16 protein-coding genes, 3 tRNA genes and 1 other RNA gene are annotated in these 21,218 nt (G+C 58.8%); 6 read left to right on the plus strand and 14 right to left on the minus strand.

What is annotated here, in order from left to right:
• Positions 1 to 64 precede the first annotated feature (64 nt).
• From arcC to arcA, 3 genes are all read right to left on the minus strand, one after another.
• Complete coding sequence (arcC, locus tag QNJ86_RS01935; RefSeq protein WP_283830884.1) at positions 65 to 1,018, minus strand: carbamate kinase; 954 nt, start codon at positions 1,016 to 1,018, stop codon at positions 65 to 67.
• A gap of 32 nt (positions 1,019 to 1,050) precedes the next feature.
• Positions 1,051 to 2,046 carry an ornithine carbamoyltransferase gene (gene argF / locus QNJ86_RS01940; RefSeq protein ID WP_283830885.1) on the minus strand — a complete coding sequence of 332 codons (996 nt, stop codon included), beginning with the start codon at positions 2,044 to 2,046 and terminating at the stop codon, positions 1,051 to 1,053.
• A gap of 197 nt (positions 2,047 to 2,243) precedes the next feature.
• Positions 2,244 to 3,461: an arginine deiminase gene (arcA, locus tag QNJ86_RS01945; protein WP_283830886.1), complete on the minus strand. Its 1,218-nt coding sequence runs from the start codon at positions 3,459 to 3,461 to the stop codon at positions 2,244 to 2,246.
• A gap of 536 nt (positions 3,462 to 3,997) precedes the next feature.
• Here arcA and QNJ86_RS01950 point away from each other — a divergent pair.
• A tRNA-Arg gene (locus QNJ86_RS01950) sits at positions 3,998 to 4,073 on the plus strand.
• Positions 4,074 to 4,402: 329 nt separating this feature from the next.
• Positions 4,403 to 4,648, plus strand: a complete 246-nt coding sequence (locus QNJ86_RS01955; protein ID WP_283830887.1) for a glutaredoxin family protein — start codon at positions 4,403 to 4,405, stop codon at positions 4,646 to 4,648.
• 92 nt (positions 4,649 to 4,740) lie between these two features.
• Here the strand turns inward: QNJ86_RS01955 and QNJ86_RS01960 are convergent.
• A tRNA-Gly gene (locus tag QNJ86_RS01960) sits at positions 4,741 to 4,814 on the minus strand.
• Between the two features lie 137 nt (positions 4,815 to 4,951).
• Here QNJ86_RS01960 and ligD point away from each other — a divergent pair.
• Positions 4,952 to 7,498, plus strand: a complete 2,547-nt coding sequence (gene ligD, locus QNJ86_RS01965; RefSeq protein WP_283830888.1) for a DNA ligase D — start codon at positions 4,952 to 4,954, stop codon at positions 7,496 to 7,498.
• 30 nt (positions 7,499 to 7,528) lie between these two features.
• On the opposite strand, the gene QNJ86_RS01970 is transcribed toward ligD, so the two are convergent.
• From QNJ86_RS01970 to murI, 9 genes are all read right to left on the minus strand, one after another.
• On the minus strand, positions 7,529 to 8,503 hold the full coding sequence (locus QNJ86_RS01970) for a helix-turn-helix transcriptional regulator (RefSeq protein ID WP_283830889.1): 975 nt from the start codon (positions 8,501 to 8,503) through the stop codon (positions 7,529 to 7,531).
• A gap of 134 nt (positions 8,504 to 8,637) precedes the next feature.
• On the minus strand, positions 8,638 to 9,225 hold the full coding sequence (locus tag QNJ86_RS01975; protein WP_283830890.1) for a hypothetical protein: 588 nt from the start codon (positions 9,223 to 9,225) through the stop codon (positions 8,638 to 8,640).
• Positions 9,226 to 9,412: 187 nt separating this feature from the next.
• Entirely contained in the window at positions 9,413 to 10,741 is a 1,329-nt protein-coding gene (locus QNJ86_RS01980) for an MATE family efflux transporter (protein WP_283830891.1), read from the minus strand.
• A gap of 48 nt (positions 10,742 to 10,789) precedes the next feature.
• The gene (locus tag QNJ86_RS01985; RefSeq protein ID WP_283830892.1) at positions 10,790 to 12,628 is read right to left on the minus strand and encodes an ABC transporter ATP-binding protein; all 1,839 of its coding nucleotides are present in this window, start codon (positions 12,626 to 12,628) and stop codon (positions 10,790 to 10,792) included.
• Between the two features lie 6 nt (positions 12,629 to 12,634).
• Positions 12,635 to 14,392, minus strand: coding sequence for an ABC transporter ATP-binding protein (locus QNJ86_RS01990; RefSeq protein WP_283830893.1), 1,758 nt, complete (start codon positions 14,390 to 14,392; stop codon positions 12,635 to 12,637).
• Positions 14,389 to 14,883, minus strand: coding sequence for a MarR family winged helix-turn-helix transcriptional regulator (locus QNJ86_RS01995; RefSeq protein WP_283830894.1), 495 nt, complete (start codon positions 14,881 to 14,883; stop codon positions 14,389 to 14,391). Before QNJ86_RS01995 ends, QNJ86_RS01990 begins: the two co-directional genes overlap by 4 nt.
• Before the next feature lie 280 nt (positions 14,884 to 15,163).
• Positions 15,164 to 15,240: transfer RNA gene (locus QNJ86_RS02000), tRNA-Pro, on the minus strand.
• A 35-nt stretch (positions 15,241 to 15,275) separates the two neighbouring features.
• Complete coding sequence (gene rdgB, locus QNJ86_RS02005) at positions 15,276 to 15,878, minus strand: RdgB/HAM1 family non-canonical purine NTP pyrophosphatase (protein ID WP_283830895.1); 603 nt, start codon at positions 15,876 to 15,878, stop codon at positions 15,276 to 15,278.
• A 12-nt stretch (positions 15,879 to 15,890) separates the two neighbouring features.
• Positions 15,891 to 16,817 carry a glutamate racemase gene (murI, locus tag QNJ86_RS02010; protein ID WP_283830896.1) on the minus strand — a complete coding sequence of 309 codons (927 nt, stop codon included), beginning with the start codon at positions 16,815 to 16,817 and terminating at the stop codon, positions 15,891 to 15,893.
• Between the two features lie 112 nt (positions 16,818 to 16,929).
• Between murI and QNJ86_RS02015 the strand changes: the two genes are divergently transcribed.
• Together QNJ86_RS02015 and ybaK are read left to right on the plus strand one after the other, a co-directional pair.
• On the plus strand, positions 16,930 to 17,544 hold the full coding sequence (locus QNJ86_RS02015) for a flavodoxin family protein (protein WP_283830897.1): 615 nt from the start codon (positions 16,930 to 16,932) through the stop codon (positions 17,542 to 17,544).
• Between the two features lie 48 nt (positions 17,545 to 17,592).
• Complete coding sequence (ybaK, locus tag QNJ86_RS02020) at positions 17,593 to 18,078, plus strand: Cys-tRNA(Pro) deacylase (RefSeq protein ID WP_283830898.1); 486 nt, start codon at positions 17,593 to 17,595, stop codon at positions 18,076 to 18,078.
• A gap of 5 nt (positions 18,079 to 18,083) precedes the next feature.
• Here the strand turns inward: ybaK and QNJ86_RS02025 are convergent, their stop codons facing one another.
• Positions 18,084 to 19,850 (minus strand): L,D-transpeptidase family protein, encoded by a 1,767-nt coding sequence (locus QNJ86_RS02025; RefSeq protein ID WP_283830899.1) that lies wholly within the window; start codon positions 19,848 to 19,850, stop codon positions 18,084 to 18,086.
• A 350-nt stretch (positions 19,851 to 20,200) separates the two neighbouring features.
• On the opposite strand from QNJ86_RS02025, the gene ssrA reads away from it, so the two are divergent.
• Positions 20,201 to 20,570, plus strand: a transfer-messenger RNA (tmRNA) gene (gene ssrA, locus QNJ86_RS02030).
• Positions 20,571 to 21,218 lie beyond the last annotated feature (648 nt).

Consider the following 21,218-nt stretch of genomic DNA (forward strand, 5'->3'; position numbering starts at 1 on the left):
CCCGCGGATACCCCTTTTACGAGCGACGACCACGCGCCTCATGGCGCAGCCGCCGCCCTTACACTTACGCGGTAATAATAGTGCCCGTCTTGCCCTTCAGGCCTTCAGCCGCATGCTCGAGCGAGGTAATGAGCGCCTTGCCCTCGGGATGCTGCTGAACGAATTCGATGCAGGCTTCCACCTTCGGCAGCATGCTGCCGGGAGCGAACTGGCCTTCCTCGATGTACTTCTGGGCCTCGGCCACGGTCATGGAATCGAGCTCCTGCTGCTCCGGCGTGTTGAAATTGATGCACACCTTTTCAACGGCCGTGAGGATAACCAGCATGTCAGCCTTGAAGTCCGCCGCCAGTTTGGCGCTGGAGCGGTCCTTGTCGATAACGGCTGGCACGCCATGGTAGCTGTCGTCCTTTTCGATGACCGGAACACCGCCGCCGCCCGTGGACACCACGATGTAGCCGTCGTCCATGAGGTCTTTGATGGCGTCAAATTCCACAATACGCTGGGGCTTCGGGGACGCGACCACCTGACGCCAGCCGCGACCGGAGTCTTCTTTATAGGTATAGCCAGTTTCCTCGGCGCGCTTCATGGCCTCTTCCTCAGTGAGGAAGGCGCCAACGGGCTTCGTCGGATTCTGGAACGCCGGATCCTCCGGGTAGACCACCGTCTGCGTAATGACGCAAGCCGTGGAGCGCATGATGCCGCGGCGCTTCATTTCGTTCAAGATGGCCTGGGACAACTGGTAGCCAATGTAGCCCTGGCTCATGGCGCCGCACTCCGGGAAGGGCATGGCCGGCGTCTTGCCGTCATGCACCGACGCGTAGTCAAACGCGTTGTTAATCATGCCAACCTGCGGGCCGTTGCCGTGGGACACCACAACGTTGATGCCTTCGGCCACCATGTCCACAATGTGGGACGCGGTGTTCTTCACCAGCTCAAGCTGTTCCTGCGGCGTATCACCGAGGGCGTTGCCGCCCAGAGCAATAACCACAGACTTGCCTTCGCCTTTCTGGTAAGCCATGTACTGGCCTCCTTTCCGTACCGTCGCGGTGTTTAAGAGAGCGTGGCGTACATGACCGCCTTGATGGTGTGCATGCGGTTCTCGGCCTCGTCAAACACCTTGGACTGCTTGGACTCGAACACGTCGTCCTCAACTTCCATCTCGGTGACGCCAAACTTCTCGGCGATTTCCTTGCCGATGGTGGTCTTGGTATCGTGGAAGGACGGCAGGCAGTGCATGAAGATGGCGTCGGGAGCGGCCATAGCCATGACCTCCTTCGTCACGCGATAGGGCTCCAGCAGCTTGATGCGCTCGGCCCAGATGTCGTCCGGCTCGCCCATGGACACCCAGATATCGGTGTAGATGACATGCGCGCCCGTGCAGGCTTCCTTCACGTCTTCAGTGAGCGTGATGGTGGCGCCGGTCTCGGCCGCAACCTTCTTGCACTCGTCCACGAGCTCGGCCTTCGGCATACGCTCCTTCGGGCCACAGGCCACAAAGTGCAGGCCCAGCTTGGCGCACACTACCATGAGCGAGTTCGCCACGTTGTTCTCGGCGTCGCCCATGAAGACGAACTTCAGGCCCTCAATGCCCATGGGGAAGTTCTCTTCCACGGTGAGCATGTCGGCGATCATCTGCGTGGGATGGAACTCGGTGGTGAGGCCGTTCCACACCGGCACGCCGGCGTTGGCAGCGAGGTCTTCCACGATCTCCTGCGCATAGCCGCGGTACTCGATGCCGTCATACATACGGCCGAGCACGCGAGCGGTGTCCTCAATGGATTCCTTCTTGCCCATCTGCGAGCTGCCGGGATCGAGGTAGGTCACACCCATACCCAGATCCATGCCCGCAACCTCAAACGAGCAGCGCGTGCGCGTGGAGGTCTTCTCGAACAGAAGCACAATATTTTTACCTTCGAGGTAACGATGGGGGGTACCCGTCAATTTCAAGTTCTTGAACTGCTTCGACAACTGAATGAGGTAGCGGATCTCATCGGGGGTGAAATCCAGCAGCTTCAGGAAGTTGCGTCCGCTCAGGCTCGTGGGCATAATTCATTCCTTTCGTCGTTCTGTGCCAAGTTTGTCTCTCGTATTTCAGTTACGTTCAGACGGGCGTCGCCAAGTCAAAATCGCCCGCCCCTTCTCAAAGCCAGGGGTGGATGCCCCCCTAAGAGGGCATCCGGCCTGGTCTGGAAAGCAAAGGGTGCCGGCTCGGCGAACCGAGTCAACCGGTGCCCGACGCGCATTTAGTCTTCGCGCCAGATGGGCATGCTCATGCAGCGTGGGCCGCCACGGCCGCGCGACAGCTCGGCGGATGGGATGACCACCAGCTTGATGCCCTTTTCCTCAAGCACCTTGTTCGTTACGTCGTTGCGCTCGTACACCGCAACGAGGCCAGGTGCAATGCAGAGCGTGTTGGAACCATCGTTCCACTGTTCGCGTTCGGCCGCAATGCGGTCGCCGCCGCCGCAGGGGATCAGCTCCACGGGCAGACCGAGGTACTTCTCAAGAATCTTTTCCAGAGGCTCAGTCATTTCCTTTACTTTAATGCCCTCGCCCTCCGGCGTGATCTCAAACACGGTGAGCGGACCCATGATACCGGGATGAATGGTGAACTTGTCCACGTCGATTTGCGTGAACACCGTATCCAGGTGCATCATGGCGCGGTTGTTCGGGATATAGAACGCCAGAATGGTGTCGATGGGGCTGGTTTCGTCGTTGAAAATGTTGTGCGCGAGCGCGTCGATGGCGTCCGGCTCGGTGCGCTGGGAGATGCCCACCGCCAGCACGTGCTCATTGAGGTTCAGGATGTCGCCACCCTCAATGTGGAACGTGTTGTAGCGGCTGTAGTACTGCGGCACATCCTTGAAGTTCGGATGATACTTGAAGATGTACTCGCCATAGATGGTCTCGCGGTTACGCGTGACGGAATACATGCGGTTGATGGACACGCCGTTGCCTATCATGGCGAAGTTGTCGCGCGTGAAGTACAGGTTCGGCATGGGGGCAACCACCATCTTGGAGGCCTCAGACACGAGGTCAACCAAGCTGTTGGACTTGTCGGTGTGAAGCTCGGTGAGGTTGATGCCCTCCATGGTCTTCAGCACGAGGTCCTTGTTGTTCGGGTAGTTGTCGTTTAGATAGTCAAAGATGATCTTCTGATAACGGTCGGTACGAATGCCGGCCTCTTCGATGAATTGCTTCAGGAACGGCTCGCGCACCTCAGGGTTCTGATCGAGCACCTCGGTCATAAGATCTTCGAGGTACACGACTTCCACACCGTTGTCGCGCAGGGCCTGGGCGAATGCGTCATGCTCCTCTTGGGCTACCTTCAGAAACGGGATGTCGTCAAACAGCAGCTCTTCGAGCGTGTTCGGCGTCAGGTTCAGAAGTTCGTTACCCGGTCGATGGAGCAAAACTCGCTTAAGCGGCTTGATCTCGCTCTTAACGTTGACACCAGCCATTGCAACCCTCCTTTTCTTTTATGCATTTTCCAGATGTTCGGCCTCGAACGCATCCGTTGCGCACCGTATGCCTGTTCGATGAGGCCAAAATCTCACGGTTCGATTCGAATTGCAACCACAATTCCGCAACAAAACCAACGAGGCTTCTATACCAGGCTTTTTTTCGGCGAACGGTAGGTTTGGTGACTCCTTTTCTCCATAATTCCTTCATGTTTGCTTTAGTGCTGTGGAGTGATGGACGAGGCAAAATGGCTTGTTTTGTGCCAGAGAAAAGCCGGCCTGTGCCCTGGTTGGGCGCAGGCTGATAAATGGGACTGCATAAACCATGGCAAACATGCATTCCTGATGCATCATGCTCAACGATGAGGGGCATGCGTGAGGCTTCGGCGGGTGTTTTGTGCGTTGGAAGGAGGTTGCACGTGGCTGAAATGGTGTTTCTACGTGCGGTTTCTCCGAAGAGGCGCGCGGTTTTGCCACAGGGACGGGTGACGGGTCACATGAGTGCGTTTTAAGGTATAATAGGCACCGTAGCGCACGCGCTCGTGGCTCAATGGATAGAGCAACGGACTTCTAATCCGTCGGTTGCAGGTTCGAGTCCTGCCGGGCGCGCCAGAATTTTGCCGCCCCGCCTTCTCAAAGACGGGGCGTTTTTATTGGCGTTTAATGAAACTGGTTATTTTAGCATTGTTTGATGCGGTGGCAAGCATAAATTTCAAAATGGTTGCTTGAAGTTTGCCGTAGCGATACCGTGGGAGGTGCCAAGGAAAGGCGCTTTTACTTGTTCACCGGAGGCTCATTGATGAGCATCGACCTTCACAGAGTAAACCGCTCGGCAACAACTTGGCAGCAAAAGGCGTTCGTCCTCCGTTTCTATCGTATGATTAGTACTTCGTTCGCACAGATCGTCGACGAGCATCGGGTCGACGAGGAAAGGAACGCCCATGGCCTATCTGGAAGACCACTTACTGTATTACAAGAAATCCTGCCCCTTTTGCCAAAAAGTGCTGCGTTTCATGGAAGAGAATAAGATCAACCTCGACGCGCGCGACACGTTGCAGCCCGGCAATCAAAACGACCTTGTGCGCATCGGCGGTAAAAAACAAGTTCCCTGCCTCGTGGTAAACGGCAAAGCAATGTACGAATCCGACGACATCATTGCCTACTTGCGCGGAAAAGTGGCAGACTAGTTCAACGCTGCTCCTTCGGCTATCTGCCAGCCTCTTCCCCACCGCAACGCAAAAGCGGCCCCGCCTAAGTGGAGGGGCCGCTTGTTTTTTGATGGAGCGGGTGACGGGAATCGAACCCGCGTGGTCAGCTTGGAAGGCTGAAGTTCTACCATTGAACTACACCCGCATAACGCGTCGGCTATTGTACCGCAACATTGGGCTGGGCGCGCAAAATTCCGTAAGACTTTCCACTAGATTCTCCAAAAGTACGGCGTAGCGGGCGCAGACGACGCTCGTGGCGAGGCACAGGGAAGTGGAGGCGTCATGGCGCGGCTTGATGAATACGAGCGCAAACGGAACTTTGAGCGCACGGCGGAACCTGCGGGCGACGCCACGGAACCACCCGCCGCGGATGCGCCGCTGCGGTATGCCATGCAGCACCACTGGGCCTCGCGCGAGCACTACGACTTGCGGCTTGAATGGGACGGCGTGCTGCTGAGCTGGGCTATTCCAAAGGGCCCGTCGTACAACCCACACGACAAGCGGCTAGCCGTGCACGTGGAAGACCATCCACTCGACTACCGCACGTTTGAGGGTACCATTCCGAAGGGCGAATACGGTGGCGGCACGGTGATGCTCTGGGATGAGGGCACATGGGAGCCACATGGCGCTGTGGACAAGGCGCTGGCGGCGGGCGAGCTCAAGTTTACTCTGCATGGGAGACGCCTCAAAGGCGACTGGGTGCTTGTGCACATTAAGCCACGCCGCGGCGAAAAGGACGACAACTGGCTGCTCATCAAGGAGCGCGACGAGTTTGTACAGGACGATGCAGGCATTTCTCAATTCGACACAAGCGTGGTGAGCGGGCGCACGCGCGACGAGATAACTGCGGGCGACGATGAACACGTGGCGCGCAACCCTTTCGACCAGGTGGACGTGGAACTGGCGAAGCTTGTGAGCGAGGCACCGGCCGACGACGCCGCGTGGCTCTACGAGGTGAAGTACGACGGCTACCGCATAGTGGCGTTTCTTGAAGGCAACGAAATGCGCCTCATGACGCGCAATGGAAACAATTACACTGACCACTTCCCCACCGTGGCTTCCTCGCTGCTTGACGTGGCGGCGGGACGCGCGCTGGTACTAGACGGCGAGGTCGTGGTCACCGACGAGGATGGGCGCTCAGATTTCCAGGCGCTGCAGGGCTTTCTCAAGCACCCTGAAGGCAAGCAGCCCGTGTATATGGTGTTTGACCTGCTGGCGCTCGACGGCGAAGACGTGCGAGCACGGCCACTTGTTGAGCGAAAGCGCTTGCTGGCGGACGTGCTGGCCTCCGCGCCCGACGACGTGCGGTTCAGCACCCATGTGGAGGGCCGTGGCGAGGACAGCTTCCACGCTGCGTGCAAACTGGGGTTGGAAGGCGTGGTGGGCAAACGCTCCGCCTCGGCGTATCGCGGCGGGCGGTCGGGCGACTGGATCAAACTCAAGTGCGACCATCGCCAGGAGTTCGTGGTAGGCGGGTGGACGCGCACGGCCAAGAAGCCCGGCGGTGTGAGCGCACTTCTGCTGGGTGCGTATGAGGACGGCGCGTTGGTGTATGTGGGCCGCGTCGGTTCCGGCATCGGCGAGGATGACGCGCGCGAATTGCTGACACAGTTTGCGGGCCTTGAGCGCTCAAAGCCGCCGTTTGCGAACCCGCCGCGTGCGCGCTCCGGCGAAGAGGCGCACTGGGTGGAACCTGCACTGGTGGCCGAGGTACGGTTCGCCGAGTGGACCGACGACGGCCAGCTGCGCCACCCGAGCTACCAGGGGCTGCGCATCGACAAAGACCCACACGACGTCCGTCGCGAAGACGCAGGCGACGCGGAGCAACCGCTTCCACCCGCTGAGAGAACGGAGAATCCTCTGTCTACTTCGACCACTGCCGCAGCTTCTGCGGCCTCTGCTGCGACCTCTTCTGCGGCCGCCTCCTCTTCCTCTTCTCGTTCCCACGCTACCAAGCGCCGGGGCTCCGGCGAGCTGGTTATCGACGGCGTGACTATCACCAGCCCCGAAAAACTGCTGTTCGAGGACCCGGACATCACAAAAGAGGACGTCGTGCGTTACTACGCGCAGGTGGCCGACGCGATGCTACCTTACGCAGGCGGGCGCATCTTAAGCATTGTACGCTGCCCGCGCGGTGCCGGGTCGGCGTGCTTTTTCAAGAAGCACCCGGGGCAGCACGAGGCGGGCATCCACACCATCGACGTGACCGGCAGCGATGGCGAAGATGACAAGTACTTCTATGTGGATGACGCCGTGGGCATTGTGTCCGAGGCACAGATGGACACGCTGGAATTCCACCTGTGGGGCAGCCGCGTGGAGACGCTTGAGCAGCCCGACATGATGGTGTTCGACCTCGACCCCGACAAAGGCCTCGGACTTGATCAGGTGCGACGCGGCGTACGCGACCTCAAGGGCATCCTGGATGATTTAGGGCTAGCCACGTTTCTCAAGACGAGCGGCGGCAAGGGGTACCACGTGGTGGTGCCGTTTCGACCGGAGGCGTCGTGGGATGCGTTCCACGACTTCGCTCGGCGCATCGCGCAGGTGATGGCTGAGAAGTGGCCCGACCGCTATACGAGCAACGTGCGGCTGGCCAAGCGCAACGGCAAGATTTTCATCGACTGGATGCGCAACGGCCGCGGCGCCACGAGCATCGCCCCGTACTCGCTGCGCGCCCGCACCGGCGCCCGCGTATCCCTCCCTCTCAGCTGGGACGAGTTGGACAGCGTAGCCCCCGATGCCATCACAATGGAAGACGCGCTCGCGCGCCTCGCCCGCAGCGACAACCCCTGGGCGGGCTACTTCGACGTGGAGCAATCGCTCCAGTGAAAAGCTTGCGCCTTTTCTCCGCCGCCAGCATCACGCCTCGTCACCCTTCATGGTGCGGTACGCTTTGATGACGACGCAGATGAGGGCACCAATAGGCCAGGCGAGCCAGAACATGCGCTGGGCGGCGGTGAGGGGCACGAAGAGCAGCACAAGGCCCACCGCTGTTGCTACGGTCATGGTGAAAATATACGTGCCGCGTTCGCGCTTAGCGCGGCGAGCGTGCGCTTGCAGTGTTTCGTCGTCCAGGGCGTCGATATCTGCCTCGCCTAAACGACTGAGCGCGCTGTGGTTGTAGCGCCCCACGTCACAGCGCCGTCCGAGCAACCACCCACGTACCAGTACAAAGACCCCCGCAGCCAAACAGGTCAGACATGCGGCGCTGGCAAACCACACGTTCGTCTGGAGCAACACCGTGACCGCAAGACCCACCATGACCAAAGCCCCGCCCGCCACCAGCCCTGTGGCGAAAGAGTTGCACGCCTGGGCTTTTTGTTCCGCTGTGTAGAAGTCCTCCACAAACGGATGCGCCGTGCGAAACGCCCGTTGCTCAAGCAGCGCAGGCACGATGAGCGCCAGCCCAGCAGCGGCCCCCACGAACACGAGCGCCATCGTGTAACCGGTCACATTGATATCAGCTGCCAGCAGTACACCGGTAAGAAAAAACGCCACCGCAAGCCCCATCAGCACCACGGCCAACCCAAGCGCCAGCTTCCATGCAAAGCTGCGCATGGCCTCGTCGTAGCCCGTCACATCCTGCGGAGCCGCAGCAGACGGCATGCGCGCCGCCGCGTCAACCGGGCGCTCCGTCACATCACCAAGCACCAGTTCATCAAGCGTACAGTCAAACAGGCTGCATAGCTTCAGCAGCTTGTCCATCTCCGGGTAAGCACGCTCGGCCTCCCACTTCGACACTGATTGGCGGCTCACGCCCAGAAGCATGGCCAGCTGCTCTTGCGTCATGTTGCGCGTGGCGCGCAGGTGCTGTAGGTTGTCGCGAAAACTCATGATGTCATCCTTTTACTTTATGCCGCACCGAATGCGCTGGCAACACTATGGTGAGGGCACGCGGTGGTGCGCTCAACCAACGTGCGGTTTCTTTTGTCTTCGGCGCAAGGCAACCACCAGTAGCTTACCCCAGATCAGGCGCGTGCGCCTTGTGGATGGCACAAAATTAGAAGCAGATCGAGAACAAACACCAGCGCAACAATGCCCGGCTCGAAGATGAGAATATAGCTCCACAGAAACCCGTTTTCGAACAGCGCCACGAACGCCATCACCACCATGAGGGCTACAAGGAGCACGTTCGCCATCCGCAGCAGCGCGTCGTACTGGTGCCACAAGCGAACCAGCAGATACGCCATCAGCGCAAACTCCGCGAGTACAATCCCCCATGCTGCAATGTCATGCAGCGTCACCGTCGTTGGATCATTCGGGTACAAACACGTCGCAATGAATGACAACCCGAAGGCCCCCGCCACGAAGCGATACCCCTTCCCCACGTCCCACTTCTGGGGCAGATACACCAGCAGGTGAAAAGCAATCAGCAGCGCCGCTAAGGTTCCCACCAGGCAAAAGGCCGCCGTCGAAAGCGGTGTCACCACCGAATGGTTGCTGATGGTGTAATTGAGGCCCTTGTAGTTCAGCGCCACCACCAACGCCGACACCGCCGCAAGCCCCGCCACTCCCACCACACCCGCATACTTCCCCGTCGCCACATTGTGCCGCATATCAAACCACACCTCTCAAGTTCGTCAAGTTATCTAACGCACTCAACAATGCGGGCGCACAGGACCACACTCAACCAACTTGCGGCTTCTTTTTCACAGGGAAAATGACAACAAGCAGCATCAAGCCCCTGTTCGGGGGCTTGATGAGAAATAGGCGGGATAAAAACCTTGAGGGGGCAACCGTTGATTAATAGTAGTACTTCTTGCGATAAGCAATCAAAAGGCCAGTTGTCAGAATGAGTGCGCAGGATTCGGCGACGATGATGGCGCTCCACACGCCGTTGATGCCAAACCAAATGGGCAGCAGCATGACGGTGGACGTCTCAAGCACCAGCGTACGCACGAACGAGATAAGCGCGGACACAGGGCCATTGTTGAGTGCCGTAAAAAAGGCGGAACCATAGATGCTGAACCCCATCAGCAAGAAGGCCACCGAATAAATGAGGAAACCGTTGAGGGTCATCTCCGCCAACGTGGCGTCGTAGCCGACGAACAGGTTCACCAGAGGGGTTGCCACCAAATGGGACAGCCCGAACATCGCGATGCCGAAAACGCCCACAATCACCAGGCTCTTCCTCAGCAGCCCCCTCAGTTCAAGGTGCCGCCCAGCTCCGTAGTTGTAGCTGACGATGGGGCCCGTCCCCATGGAAAAGCCGAAGAAGATGGCCGTAAATATGAAGTTCACATACATGATGACACCATAGGCAGCCACGCCGTCGGAGCCAGCGAGCGCCATAAGCTGGAAGTTGTAGAGCATAGCCACAACCGACGCCGCAATCTCGGTCATCAGCTCGGATGAGCCGTTTACACACGCCTTGCCAAGCGCGCGGAGTTCGAACACGGGCTTGGTCAGGCGCAACCGCGAGGTCTTGCTGGATGCAAAGTAGATGACGGGCACCACCGACGCAAGAATTTGCCCCGCAGCTGTCGCAATAGCAGCCCCAACAACGCCCCACCCGAACATGCCGATGAACACGTAATCGAGCACGATGTTGACCACACCGCCTGCCACAATGACGACCAAGCCGATATGCGGCTTCTCCGCCGCTACAAAAAAGCTCTGGAAGACGTTTTGGAGGATGAAAAACGGCAACGCAAAGAAAAGGATCTGGCCGTACTGAATGGAGAGATTGACCAGTTCACCCTCCGCTCCCATGAGGCCCAAAAACGGCCTCATGAAGGCAGACCCCACAAGCGAAAGCACAATCCCAAGCACCACCGCAGAAAGGAATATGAACGTGAATAGCCTATTTGCGCGCTTGCCATCACCTTCGCCCATAATTTTAGCCACGAGCGCAGCGCCGCCGGTGCCCAGCATATAGCCGATGCAGCCCAACGCCGTTACCAGCGGAAACACCAGGTTGACTGCGGCGAGCGCGTCCTTGCCCGCGAAGTTCGATACGAACAACCCGTCGACCACGCTGTAGATGGACGCGAACACCATCATCACAATGGACGGCGCGGCGAACAGGGCCAGCCGCCCATAGGTAAACGAATCCGAGAGTTTGATAGCCACGATTTCCTTCTTTCGTTCGTGCGGGAACTCGTTGCCCGCCCTGCTCACTTACGAGGCAACCAACGCCGTCGCCTGGCTTTTCTGGAGTTCGGCATAGCGTCCACCCGCCGCCATCAGTTCTGTGTGCGTCCCCTGCTCAACGATGGTGCCCGCCTCCATCACAAGGATGAGATCGGCGTCGCGAATCGTTGAGAGGCGGTGCGCAATCACGAAACTCGTGCGGCCCTTCATAAGATGCGCCGTAGCCTCCTGAATGGCGACTTCTGTGCGGGTGTCCACGTTTGAAGTAGCTTCATCGAGGATGAGGATGGACGGGTCAACCAGAAGGGTGCGCGCAATGGTGATAAGTTGCTTTTGCCCCGCCGACATCGGCAGCAGCTCGTCATCAACCACGGTGTCGTAGCCCTGCGGCAGCGTTTTGATGAAGTGGTCGATGCGCGCCGCCTTCGCCGCTCGCTCGATCTCTTCACGCGGTGCGCCCGGTTTGCCGTAGGCGATGTTGTCGGCGATGCTGCCGTTGAAAAGCCACGTGTCCTGGAGAACCATCCCCAAGATGCTATACAGCTCGTCGCGACCCAGCGTGCGGATGTTCACCCCGTCTACCAGAATGCGCCCACCTTGCGGGTCGTAGAACCTCATAAGAAGGTTCACGAGCGTTGTTTTTCCGGCGCCCGTGGGACCCACGATGGCCACCATGGTGCCTGGCTTAACAGCAGCGTTCACATCTTTGAAAAGCAAGGTGTTGGCATCGTAGCCAAATTTCACCTGCTCGAACTCCACCTTGCCGTGCGGATTGGGAAGTGCCCGGGCGCAGATCCGCTGATCGGGTTCGTCCTGCTCATCGAGCAGCTGATAGATGCGCTCGGCCGATGCGAGCGCTCCCTGGGCGCTCGTGATGGTGAAGGCGAACTCGGATACGGGTTCGGAAATGCGGTCGACATACTGCAGCATGGCCTGGATGTCGCCAAGTGTGATGGTTCCACTCATGGTCATCATGGCACCACGCAAGGCGATGATCACGTAGCCGAACTGGCTTGCGAAGCGCACAACTGGCATGACACCGTAGGTGAGAAACTGTGCCTTGAGCCCGGCCTTACGGTAGGCCTCGGCGGCTGCTCGCGTCTTTTCCGCAGATTCTTCCTGCAGGTTGAACGCGCGGATGGTCGCGTGGCCCGTGAGGCCTTCCTCGATCTGGGCGTTGAAACAACCGAGCGTTTCCTGGCTTTTCGCGTACGCCTTGTAGGTGGCCGACGATATGACGGCGGTGAGTACAAGCCCCAGAACCACGGTGCCGAACGCCCAGAAGGTGAGCTCAATGCTGATGCCAACCATGATAACGAGAGCGCCGACGATGGTCACCACTGCGGTGATGAACTGCGTGATGCCTTCTTGCAGGGTGTCGGCCACCCGTTTTGCGTCGTTGGTCATGCGGCTTAAAATATCGCCGCGCTGGTGGGCGTCGTAATAGCTCACGGGAAGACGTTCCAGCTTGGCTGCCATTTCCTGCCGCAGCTTTAACGCGAAGTTCTGCGCAACGCTCGCCATGAGGAATTCCTCAATAAAGGTAAGCGCAGCGCTCACCACGTAGAGCACAATGAGTTCAATCAGCACCGTGCCCATGGTTTCGAACCCAACATGAAACACGGTCTTGTTCTCAATTGCCTGTTTTACGCCGCTGAATATCTCGTCGATAGCCGCGCCAATGGTGATGGGAATGAGCACGCTGCACGCCGCCGCCCCCACCAGACAGAGCGCGATAGCCAGCAGGCGTCCCTTCTGCAGCATGAGGTCGCGGAAAAAGCGCTTGGCCGTTCCGCGCGGGTTCTGTGCCTTCTCGACGCTCATTTCGTCTGCGCTGAGCACTGTGGTGTCCGCTGTTTCGGTCATGAGCCCTTACCCTTCCTGCGATTGAACGATGGCGCGATATTCAGAGCACGTCTCAAGCAACTCCTGGTGGGTTCCTGTGCCGACCACGCGCCCCTCGTCGAGCACGACGATGCGCTCGGCATCCGCAATACTCGATACCCGTTGCGCGATGACAATCTTTGCGCTGTTCGGGGTATCGTTCTTGAGTGCCCTGCGAAGCTTGAGGTCGGTGGTTGCGTCGAGGGCCGAAAACGAGTCGTCAAACAGGAGTATCTCGGGGCGGCGCACCAGCGCACGCGCGATGGCAAGTCGTTGGCGCTGCCCACCCGAGAAGTTGTCGCCGCCCTGGGCAACCGGGGAAGCACGCCCGTCTTCCAAGCTTTCCACAAAGTCGGCTATCTGGGCGGTGGCAAGCGCCGAGCGCATCTGCTGCTCGCTCGCGCAGGCGCAGCCATGGTGTAGGTTGTCGGCAATCGTCCCGCTGAACAAAAATGGCCTCTGCGGCACAAAGCCTATCCGCTTGCGTAAAGCCGCTACGTTGTACGAGGCGAGGGGCTTCCCGTGGACGAGAATTTCGCCCTCACCTGCCTCAAAAAGGCCCATAAGAAGGTTCGCGATCGTGGATTTTCCGGAACCCGTCGCGCCGATGATGGCCGTGGTCTCGCCCGGGTTTGCCACGAAACTCACGTTTTCGAGCACCGGTTTCTCGGCTCCTTCGTAGGAAAAGCCAACCTGCTTGAATTCAACGGCTGGAGGCACGGGCAATAGCCCTTTACTGGCATGTGGCTTTTGCGAAGGACGGTCGCAGGCGGCTTCGTTTTCGCCCTCTTTGACGAGAGGCGGCTCTTCTTTTTCAAGCACTTCGTTGATGCGTCGCGCGCTCACCTGCGCCTGGGGGATGAAAATGAGCATGGCGACGCCCATCAGCAGGTAGCCCAGAATGAGCATGGCGTATTCCACAAGCGCCATGATGTCGCCGATTTCAAGGGACCCCTCGGCCACCTGGTTGCCGCCCACAAACAGGATCGCGAATGTCGTCACGTTGAACAGCAGCATGACGAAGGGCACAACGACGGCAAATATCCTGTTTGTCTTAATAGCCGTTGCCGCGTAGTTTCCGGCAGATTCCTCCATCCGCAGCCTATCCCATTCGGTGCGCCGAAACGCCCGGATGATGCGCACACCAGCAATGCTCTCCCGCACCGTGCGGTTCAGGGAGTCGAGCTGGCGCTGAAGCTTTTCAAAATAGGGAATGACGACCCGCGAGAGAATGAGGAAGACAATGATAATCACGATCATAATACCGACGATGCCGGCAGCGAGCACGGAGTCCTTCGAGAACATAAGCGCCATGCCAATGACAACCATGAACGGCACCGGCAGCAACATCTCAATGAAGATGAGAAGCGCCTGCTGAATTTGGTTCACATCGCTGGTGATTCGCGTAATGAGCGAGGCCACACCGAAATGTCCCACCTCAAGATGAGGCAGTCGATGAACCTTCTCGTACAGCGCGCACGCCATGTCGCGGGAGACGCCCGTCGCAATGTAGGCGGAGGCATAGGTTCCGGCGAGCGTTGCTACCGCAGAGAGAACGGCGGCACCGAGCATCGCAAGTCCGAAGGTCAACACATGATCGAGGTTTCCGGGCACAATGCCGTCGTTAACGATGCTTGCGACAAGTGTCGGCACGAACAGCGCGGCCACCACCTGCACAAACATGAGTATCACTACGCCCACGCAGACAAGCTTATAGCCCTTGAGAAAACGGAAGAGGCCTTTCATAGGTTCCAAGCCTCTTGAGCCGCGTCTTTGTGCAGACATCCCTGTGCGATTGCTCGCTCAATGGCTTCGGCTTCTTCTTCAAGGAGTTCGATCAGCTTCGTATAGGATTCCTCACCCATATCGGTCAGCACCCTCTTTTCGAACAGCAGCATGGGTGCAAGGACGTAGTCGGCAAACGCATTCCCCTCTTCGGTTAGCACGATTGGCTTGCTCTTGCGGTTCGCATCGTCGCAACGCACCTCGGCAAAACCTTTATCGACGAGGCGCTTCACAATGTTGTTGACTGTTTGCTTGGGCATCTCGTAGGCATCGCATATCTCACTCTGCGTGATTCCTTCTCCGAACGAGAGGGCATAGAGCACTTTAGACACATACGGATTCAAGCCCATGAGTTTTTCAGCTTTTGCGTATACGCCGTTCATCTGGCTTAACGCACGCCCCATGCGGATGATCAATTCTTCGTGGCGCTTTTCCATCGTTACGTCATTCATAGTTGATACCGTCCTCTTTATTTATTTAGTCCCTACAGAGACTTACAAGTGAGTATTTTAGTCTTTGTGAGGACTATTTTGATGAAAGAGCGGTGGAAACATAAGAACGACACAGTGCGTTCAAGCGCAGGGATGTTGTTCTAGAGTTTTGTGTAAGGGGAAAAGAAAACGCCCAAGCTGTCACAACCTGGGCGTTGCTTATACGCTTCATTTTACGAGGTACTGCCAAACTTCATGGCGAAATCAGGTGCAACACTTGATAAAGCGGATTGCGTTGAAGTGGTCGGGGTGACAGGATTTGAACCTGCGACATCTTGCTCCCAAAGCAAGCGCGCTACCAAGCTGCGCCACACCCCGACGGCCGATGCGGCGAAGGGTATTATAGCAGAAGTTTAGCGATGAGAAGCGAGCTTTGCTTTGAGTTCTCGCAAGGCGTTGCCGCGATGCGAGACAGCGTTCTTTTCGTCGCGGCCCACTTCGGCAAGGGTACGCTCGCCACCGAACACGTCCGGGAAGAACAGCGGGTCGTAGCCGAAGCCTTCACTTCCCCGCTCCTCGTGGCCGATGCGACCCTCTACCGTGCCCCGCGCCACCGTTTCGGTGCCATCCTCGTCCACGAACACGAGCGTGCTCACGAAGCGACCCGTACGCGCGTCATCAGGCACGTTAGCCAGCGCTTCCAGCAGCTTCGCGTTGTTTGCGGCGTCGTCGCACGGCTCGCCCGCATAGCGCGCCGAGTGTACGCCGGGCGCGCCGTTAAGCGCGTCCACCTCAAGCCCCGAGTCGTCCGCGAGCGCAGCAAGCCCACCGGACGCCTCATGCGCCGCGCGCGCCTTGATGCGCGCGTTGCCCTCGAACGTTTCGGCATCTTCCGCCGGGTCGGACTCAATGCCCAACTCACGCAGCGTGCGAAACTCCCAACCGGGGAAATTGAGCGCCGTGGCAATTTCTGCCACCTTGTGCGCGTTGTTCGTAGCTAGCACCACCGTTTTCATACGTGCCCCCTCCTACGCGTCAGCCCAGTTCACGCGCGCCACCGCGTCGATGGGCTCGCGGAACACGCGGCTGCCAAAACTGCGAAATTCGTCGATGTCGTTTCCCGTGGTGAAAAACTCGTAGCGCGCCTCGTGATCAACGCTCGCACACGCGCCGCGGCTGGCCAAGATATCGGCCACATCGCGCGCCGCCTCGGTCGATGATGAGATCAGCTTCACATCGCGCCCCATCACGCTCCCAATAAGAGCCTTGAGCAGCGGAAAGTGCGTGCATCCCAACACGAGTGTATCCACTTCGGTGCGCCGCAACGGTTCCAGGTATTCGCGCGCAATTTCCTCGAACGCCGGGCGAATATACACCTTCGACGCAAGCGACGTGTAGTTTTCCAGCGGCCCCTCGGCCATGCGAATGCCCTGCTCGGCAATTTCCACGAAGCGCGGCGTGGCTGTGGAGAACACGGTAATACCCGCGTCGAGGTGCCGAATAGCGCGCGTGTAGGCGTCCGATTCCACCGTGGCCTTCGTCGCGATTACTCCCACTCGATTGTTGCGCGTGGCATGCGCCGCCGCGCGGGCGCCCGGCTCCACCACGCCGATGACCGGCACGGGAAACGTCTGCTGCGCATGCGCAAGCCCGGCCGCCGTGGCCGTATTGCAAGCAATGACCACCATCTTCACGCCGCGCTGCACGAGCCAGCCACCAATCTGTTGCACGAAGCCGTCCACTTCCTCAAGCGAGCGCGGCCCGTAGGGACAGCGCGCTGAGTCGCCCAAATACACAATGGACTCGCGCGGCAGTGCCTTGGCAATCTCACGCGCCACGGTCAGGCCGCCGAACCCTGAGTCAAACACGCCGATGGGCGCGTTGTCGAAAGCGGGAAGCGACGGTTCGGGCGCAGCCGCGACCTGCGGCGAGAGCGTTGTCTGTTGAGTTTCCATGCAGCCAGTATACCGAAGCGCATGCCTCTTGTTTGCAATCGACACCGGGCTGCCACAGTTTCTGCTAATCTAGAACATGAGAGAAAACACAAGACAGAGAGGAAGGCGCACGATGAAAGTTTTGCTTATCAACGGAAGCCCCAACGAGAAGCGCTGCACGTACACCGCATTGTCCGAGGTGGCAAGCGCACTGGAAGCGGAGGGTGTGGAAACCGAGATCGCCTGGATCGGCCGCGAGCCCCTGCGCGGGTGCCTCGGCTGCAGCGGTTGCGCCAAGCGCGGCGACGGGCGCTGCATCTTCGACGACGATGTGGTGAACAGCCTCATCGAGAAGGCGGAAGCGGCCGATGGCCTGGTGGTGGGCACCCCCGTGTTCTACGCCGGTGCGAACGGCGCGCTGCTCGCTGTGCTCGACCGCATGTTCTACGCCGCCTCCGCGCGCCTGCGCTTCAAGCCCGCAGCAGCCGTAGCCAGCGCCCGCCGCGCCGGCACCACGCCTGCGCTTGACCAGATCAACAAGTACTTCCAGATTAACTGCATGCCGGTGGTGTCGTCGAATTACTGGCCCATGGTGCACGGCCAAAGCGCCGAGCAGGTGCGCCAAGACGCGGAAGGCCTACAAATCATGCGCACCCTCGGCAAAAACATGGCCTGGATACTCAAGGCAACCGCACAAGTTCCTGCGCCCGAGGTTGAACCAAAAATCATGACGAACTTCATCCGCTAAAAGCGAGCGAGCCCTTCCGTACCCACCCCGTCACCCGAAAGGACCTCCATGGCGAAGGAGCATGACCATAAGACGAATGCTGTGCGGGCGCTTGATGCGTCGGGGCTTGCGTATGAGGCGCGGTTCTTTGACTGCCCGGAGGCGCTGTCGGGTACGGAGGTGACGCGCATGTTGGGGCTCGACCCCGACCGGGTGTTCAAAACGTTAGTCACCCAAGGTAAATCGGGCGAGCACTATGTGTTCATGATCCCCGTGGCCTGTGAACTCGATCTCAAGAAAGCGGCAGCCGCCGTTGGCGAGAAGGCGATGGCCATGGTGAAGTCACGCGAACTGTTGCCGCTCACCGGCTACGTGCACGGCGGCTGCTCTCCCATCGGCATGAAGAAACTCTTCCCCACCACCATAGACGAAACGGCCGCCCTGTACGAACGCATTGCGTTTTCGGGCGGCCGCATCGGCTGTCAGATTGAAATGTCCCCCGTCGACCTTGCGCGCATCGTGCCACTTGAGCATGCGGATCTCACGGTAGTGTAGCGCTCCTACCAGTGGCTCACCACGGTATCGCCGGACTGGATGAGGTTGTAGAGTTCGGCTGCCTTGTACGGAGGTAGGTTCACGCACCCGTGACTGCCCGCGCCATTCGCGTAGAGCGTGCCGCCGAAGGCCGGTTGCCAGTCGGCATCGTGCAGTCCAATGGCATTGCCCACAAAGGGCATCCAGTACTGCACCGTGCTCTCGTAGATTTTCTTGTTGCCCTCATAGCCAATCAATTTGGAGGGGCTAGCCTTACCATTCAACCAGTACACACCCACATTCGTATCATGAACACCATCGGGAATACCCGAGATGCAGGGAGATTCCCAAATAAGAGTGCCCGATTCGTCATAGAAGCGCACGTACTGTTCAGCCAGGTCAATGTCCACATAGCGGTTGCCCCAGTCGCGCGCACCAGCGCCGTTGTAAGCGGTTCCGGTGGTGGTGCACGGTACTTCCACCGTGTCCTTGCGGCCCGTCGCCACGCCATCCTTCACAATCCCGAGAAGCGCATCGCGATCAACGGACCAGCCATACACGCCGCCCGAGACCGTAATCACCTTCCCGTCGGGTCGGGTGTAAGTACGCGTGGTGCCCACCGTGTTGCAGGCGTTCACCAGCTCATCCACCCAGGCCGTCAGTGCGCCTTCGTCAAGCGTCGCCGAAAGGTCCTCCCCCAGGCGCACCCACTGAGCGATAAGCCCCGCGTTCACTTCCCCTGCTGTGGAGCCCGCCATGGTTAGCACCATGTCAGCCGTGAGCATGGTATTCGCCTTGTCGGTCGCGTGCGCGAGCTTCGCGTCGGTGGACAGCACGGAGGGTTGCTGTAGCTCGGCCTCCGTCAGCTTCACGGACGGGTTGAGCGCAATCACCGCATCATCGACCGCTTTGATGACCGCATCGTAATCCAGCGCGGTGCCCACCTTTTCAGGCTGCACCACAAACGCGGCTTTTGCTTCGTTAAACGCAATGGTGGCGTTCACCGGACCTTCGGCCGTTTTGTTGAATTCGTCCACCGCCGCGCGCACCGCGTCGCCAAGGCCACTCTCATTGTAGGTAGCGGCAATTTTTTCCGTCTCGTCATGGGCACGCGTGATTTCGAGCGGCCATGCCCAAGGGTTGAGGTCGGCGTGCATGGCGTCAGTCACCGCCTTGCCATCCAGCTTCATGCCCGCATCTTTGGCAGAAAGCGTGAGCGAAAAGCCCTGGCCGCTCACCTTCAGCACATAATCATCAATGGCGCTGGCCAGCTGCTGCTGCACCTCGGCCGACGACTTGAAGGACACATCCATGTCGCCCACCGTCGTGCGCGGGAGGAATCGGTCCATGAATACGACAGCGCCAGCCGCATACACAATAAGCAGCAGGCCCACGAAAATGCCCAGCACGATGCCGACCACCTTGAGGGGCTTATGCCCGCGTGTGGCCTCGGCTTCTACGTCCACGGGCAGCATGGGACCAGCGGGGACGAACCCCGGTGCGGCCGACTGCGTGCCGCCCGGGTGCGTCCCCACCGGGCGCACCGGTTGAGGCATGACAGCGGTCTTACCTGCGTCAGGCACCTTTTCAGACGAGGCGGCTTGGTCGGCCTTATCCTTGAGCGCGTCAGGCGTGCTGACAGCAGCCGTGCTGGTCACAGGTGTGCTGGCAGCAGATGCGCTCGTCACGGGCGCACTGGCCGCAGTAACCTTTTCTTCTTTGGGCTCGCCCTTCGGAATTTCCGGGGCGGCGTGGCGACCGTGCTTTGGTTTCGTTTTCTTTTTATCGTCCATGTGCTGCTCTCATAAACTCGTATTTCGCATGCTGTTCCAAACGTCAATATCTGTTGCATTGTACCAAGAGTGTCGTCACACTCTTGTAAACAAAACGGTTCAATGCCGCCGTTTGATGCATACGCCCACAATATTCCCACGACCACCCGCTGAACGCGCCTGGATGCCGAAAGTTCAACCCACCGCTGAATCAAAGGCCGCTTGACAAACCGCGTGTGCGGGCTAGAATGAACGTTCCGCAGCGCCCCGGCGCGGCGGCGCGCAGGCCTTCTCTTAGTTGCGCGGAACTTTGACAAGGTGGGGCCGTTACCCCTTCGCACTGCGGACACATGCTCGCGCGCGAATCTTTTGGGGGCGACTGGTTTCGACATGGTACGTCTGAAATGAGGAGCAGGTCGTGGTCTCCTCGCCACGTTAAACAGGGGTAACGTCAAATTAATTGGCAAGAATAACACTCAGAGCGCTCCGGCGCTCGCCATGGCTGCTTAAATAGCGCCTGGCTGTCGGCCTTGGGATGTCCCCGACCCTTGGTCCGGCATTAACTCAGGGGAATGCGCTTGAGCACGTAGCCAGTATGGCTCAGGCAAAGGTTGAACTGGCTAGGAAGCACAACGCCCGTCGGCGGGCCGCGCGCGACCGAATGCTGAGCGCCGACTAAGCTTGTAGAGCCTCATGGACGAGGTAGTATGGACCGGAGTTCGATTCTCCGCGCCTCCACCAGAGTAGGAAGCGTCGAACTATTCTTCTTTCGGAATGAGTTCGCGCTTGTGTATAGATTTGGGAGCGCCAGATAGGGGCGCTCCCATTTCGCGTTGCAATCATATGACGCTGTATTTTGCGTTTTAAGACGTTTTAAGCCCGTTGGGGTACTCCGTTACCCTGGCGGGCTTTTTCGTGCCTTAAAACGCCTCTGAGAGCGCCAGAGAAGCAAAGGCGAATGCAGGTGCGCATCTCGCTCTCGCTCGATGCTGGGATTGGCCGCCCTGCGGGCGGCTGGTTCGGGTCTTGAGTCTGGGTACAGCAGGGGGCGGGCATGTCCGATTTCGGGTTCTGACACACTATCGCGAAAAAATAGTGTGTCAGAACTTTCCCCAGTTTATCGGGGAGTACGGGAAGGTGGTCGATTTCTGACACACTTGCGAAAATTTTAGTGTGTCGGTACTTTTCCCGTGTTCATCGGGGAGTACAACCATCTGACACACTTGACACACCTTTTTTTGAACTAATGCGCGCGAGAGAAAAAATAAGTATATAGATATATATAGGGAAAAAAATTCTCTGTACGCGTAGATTGGAAAAATAGTGTGTTTAGTGTGTCAAGCGTCCGAGGAAGCCGATAAATCCTACGAAAGTACCGACACACTATAA

Origin of the sequence: Gordonibacter faecis (assembly GCF_030077735.1) — a bacterium.
GTDB lineage: Bacteria > Actinomycetota > Coriobacteriia > Coriobacteriales > Eggerthellaceae > Gordonibacter > Gordonibacter faecis.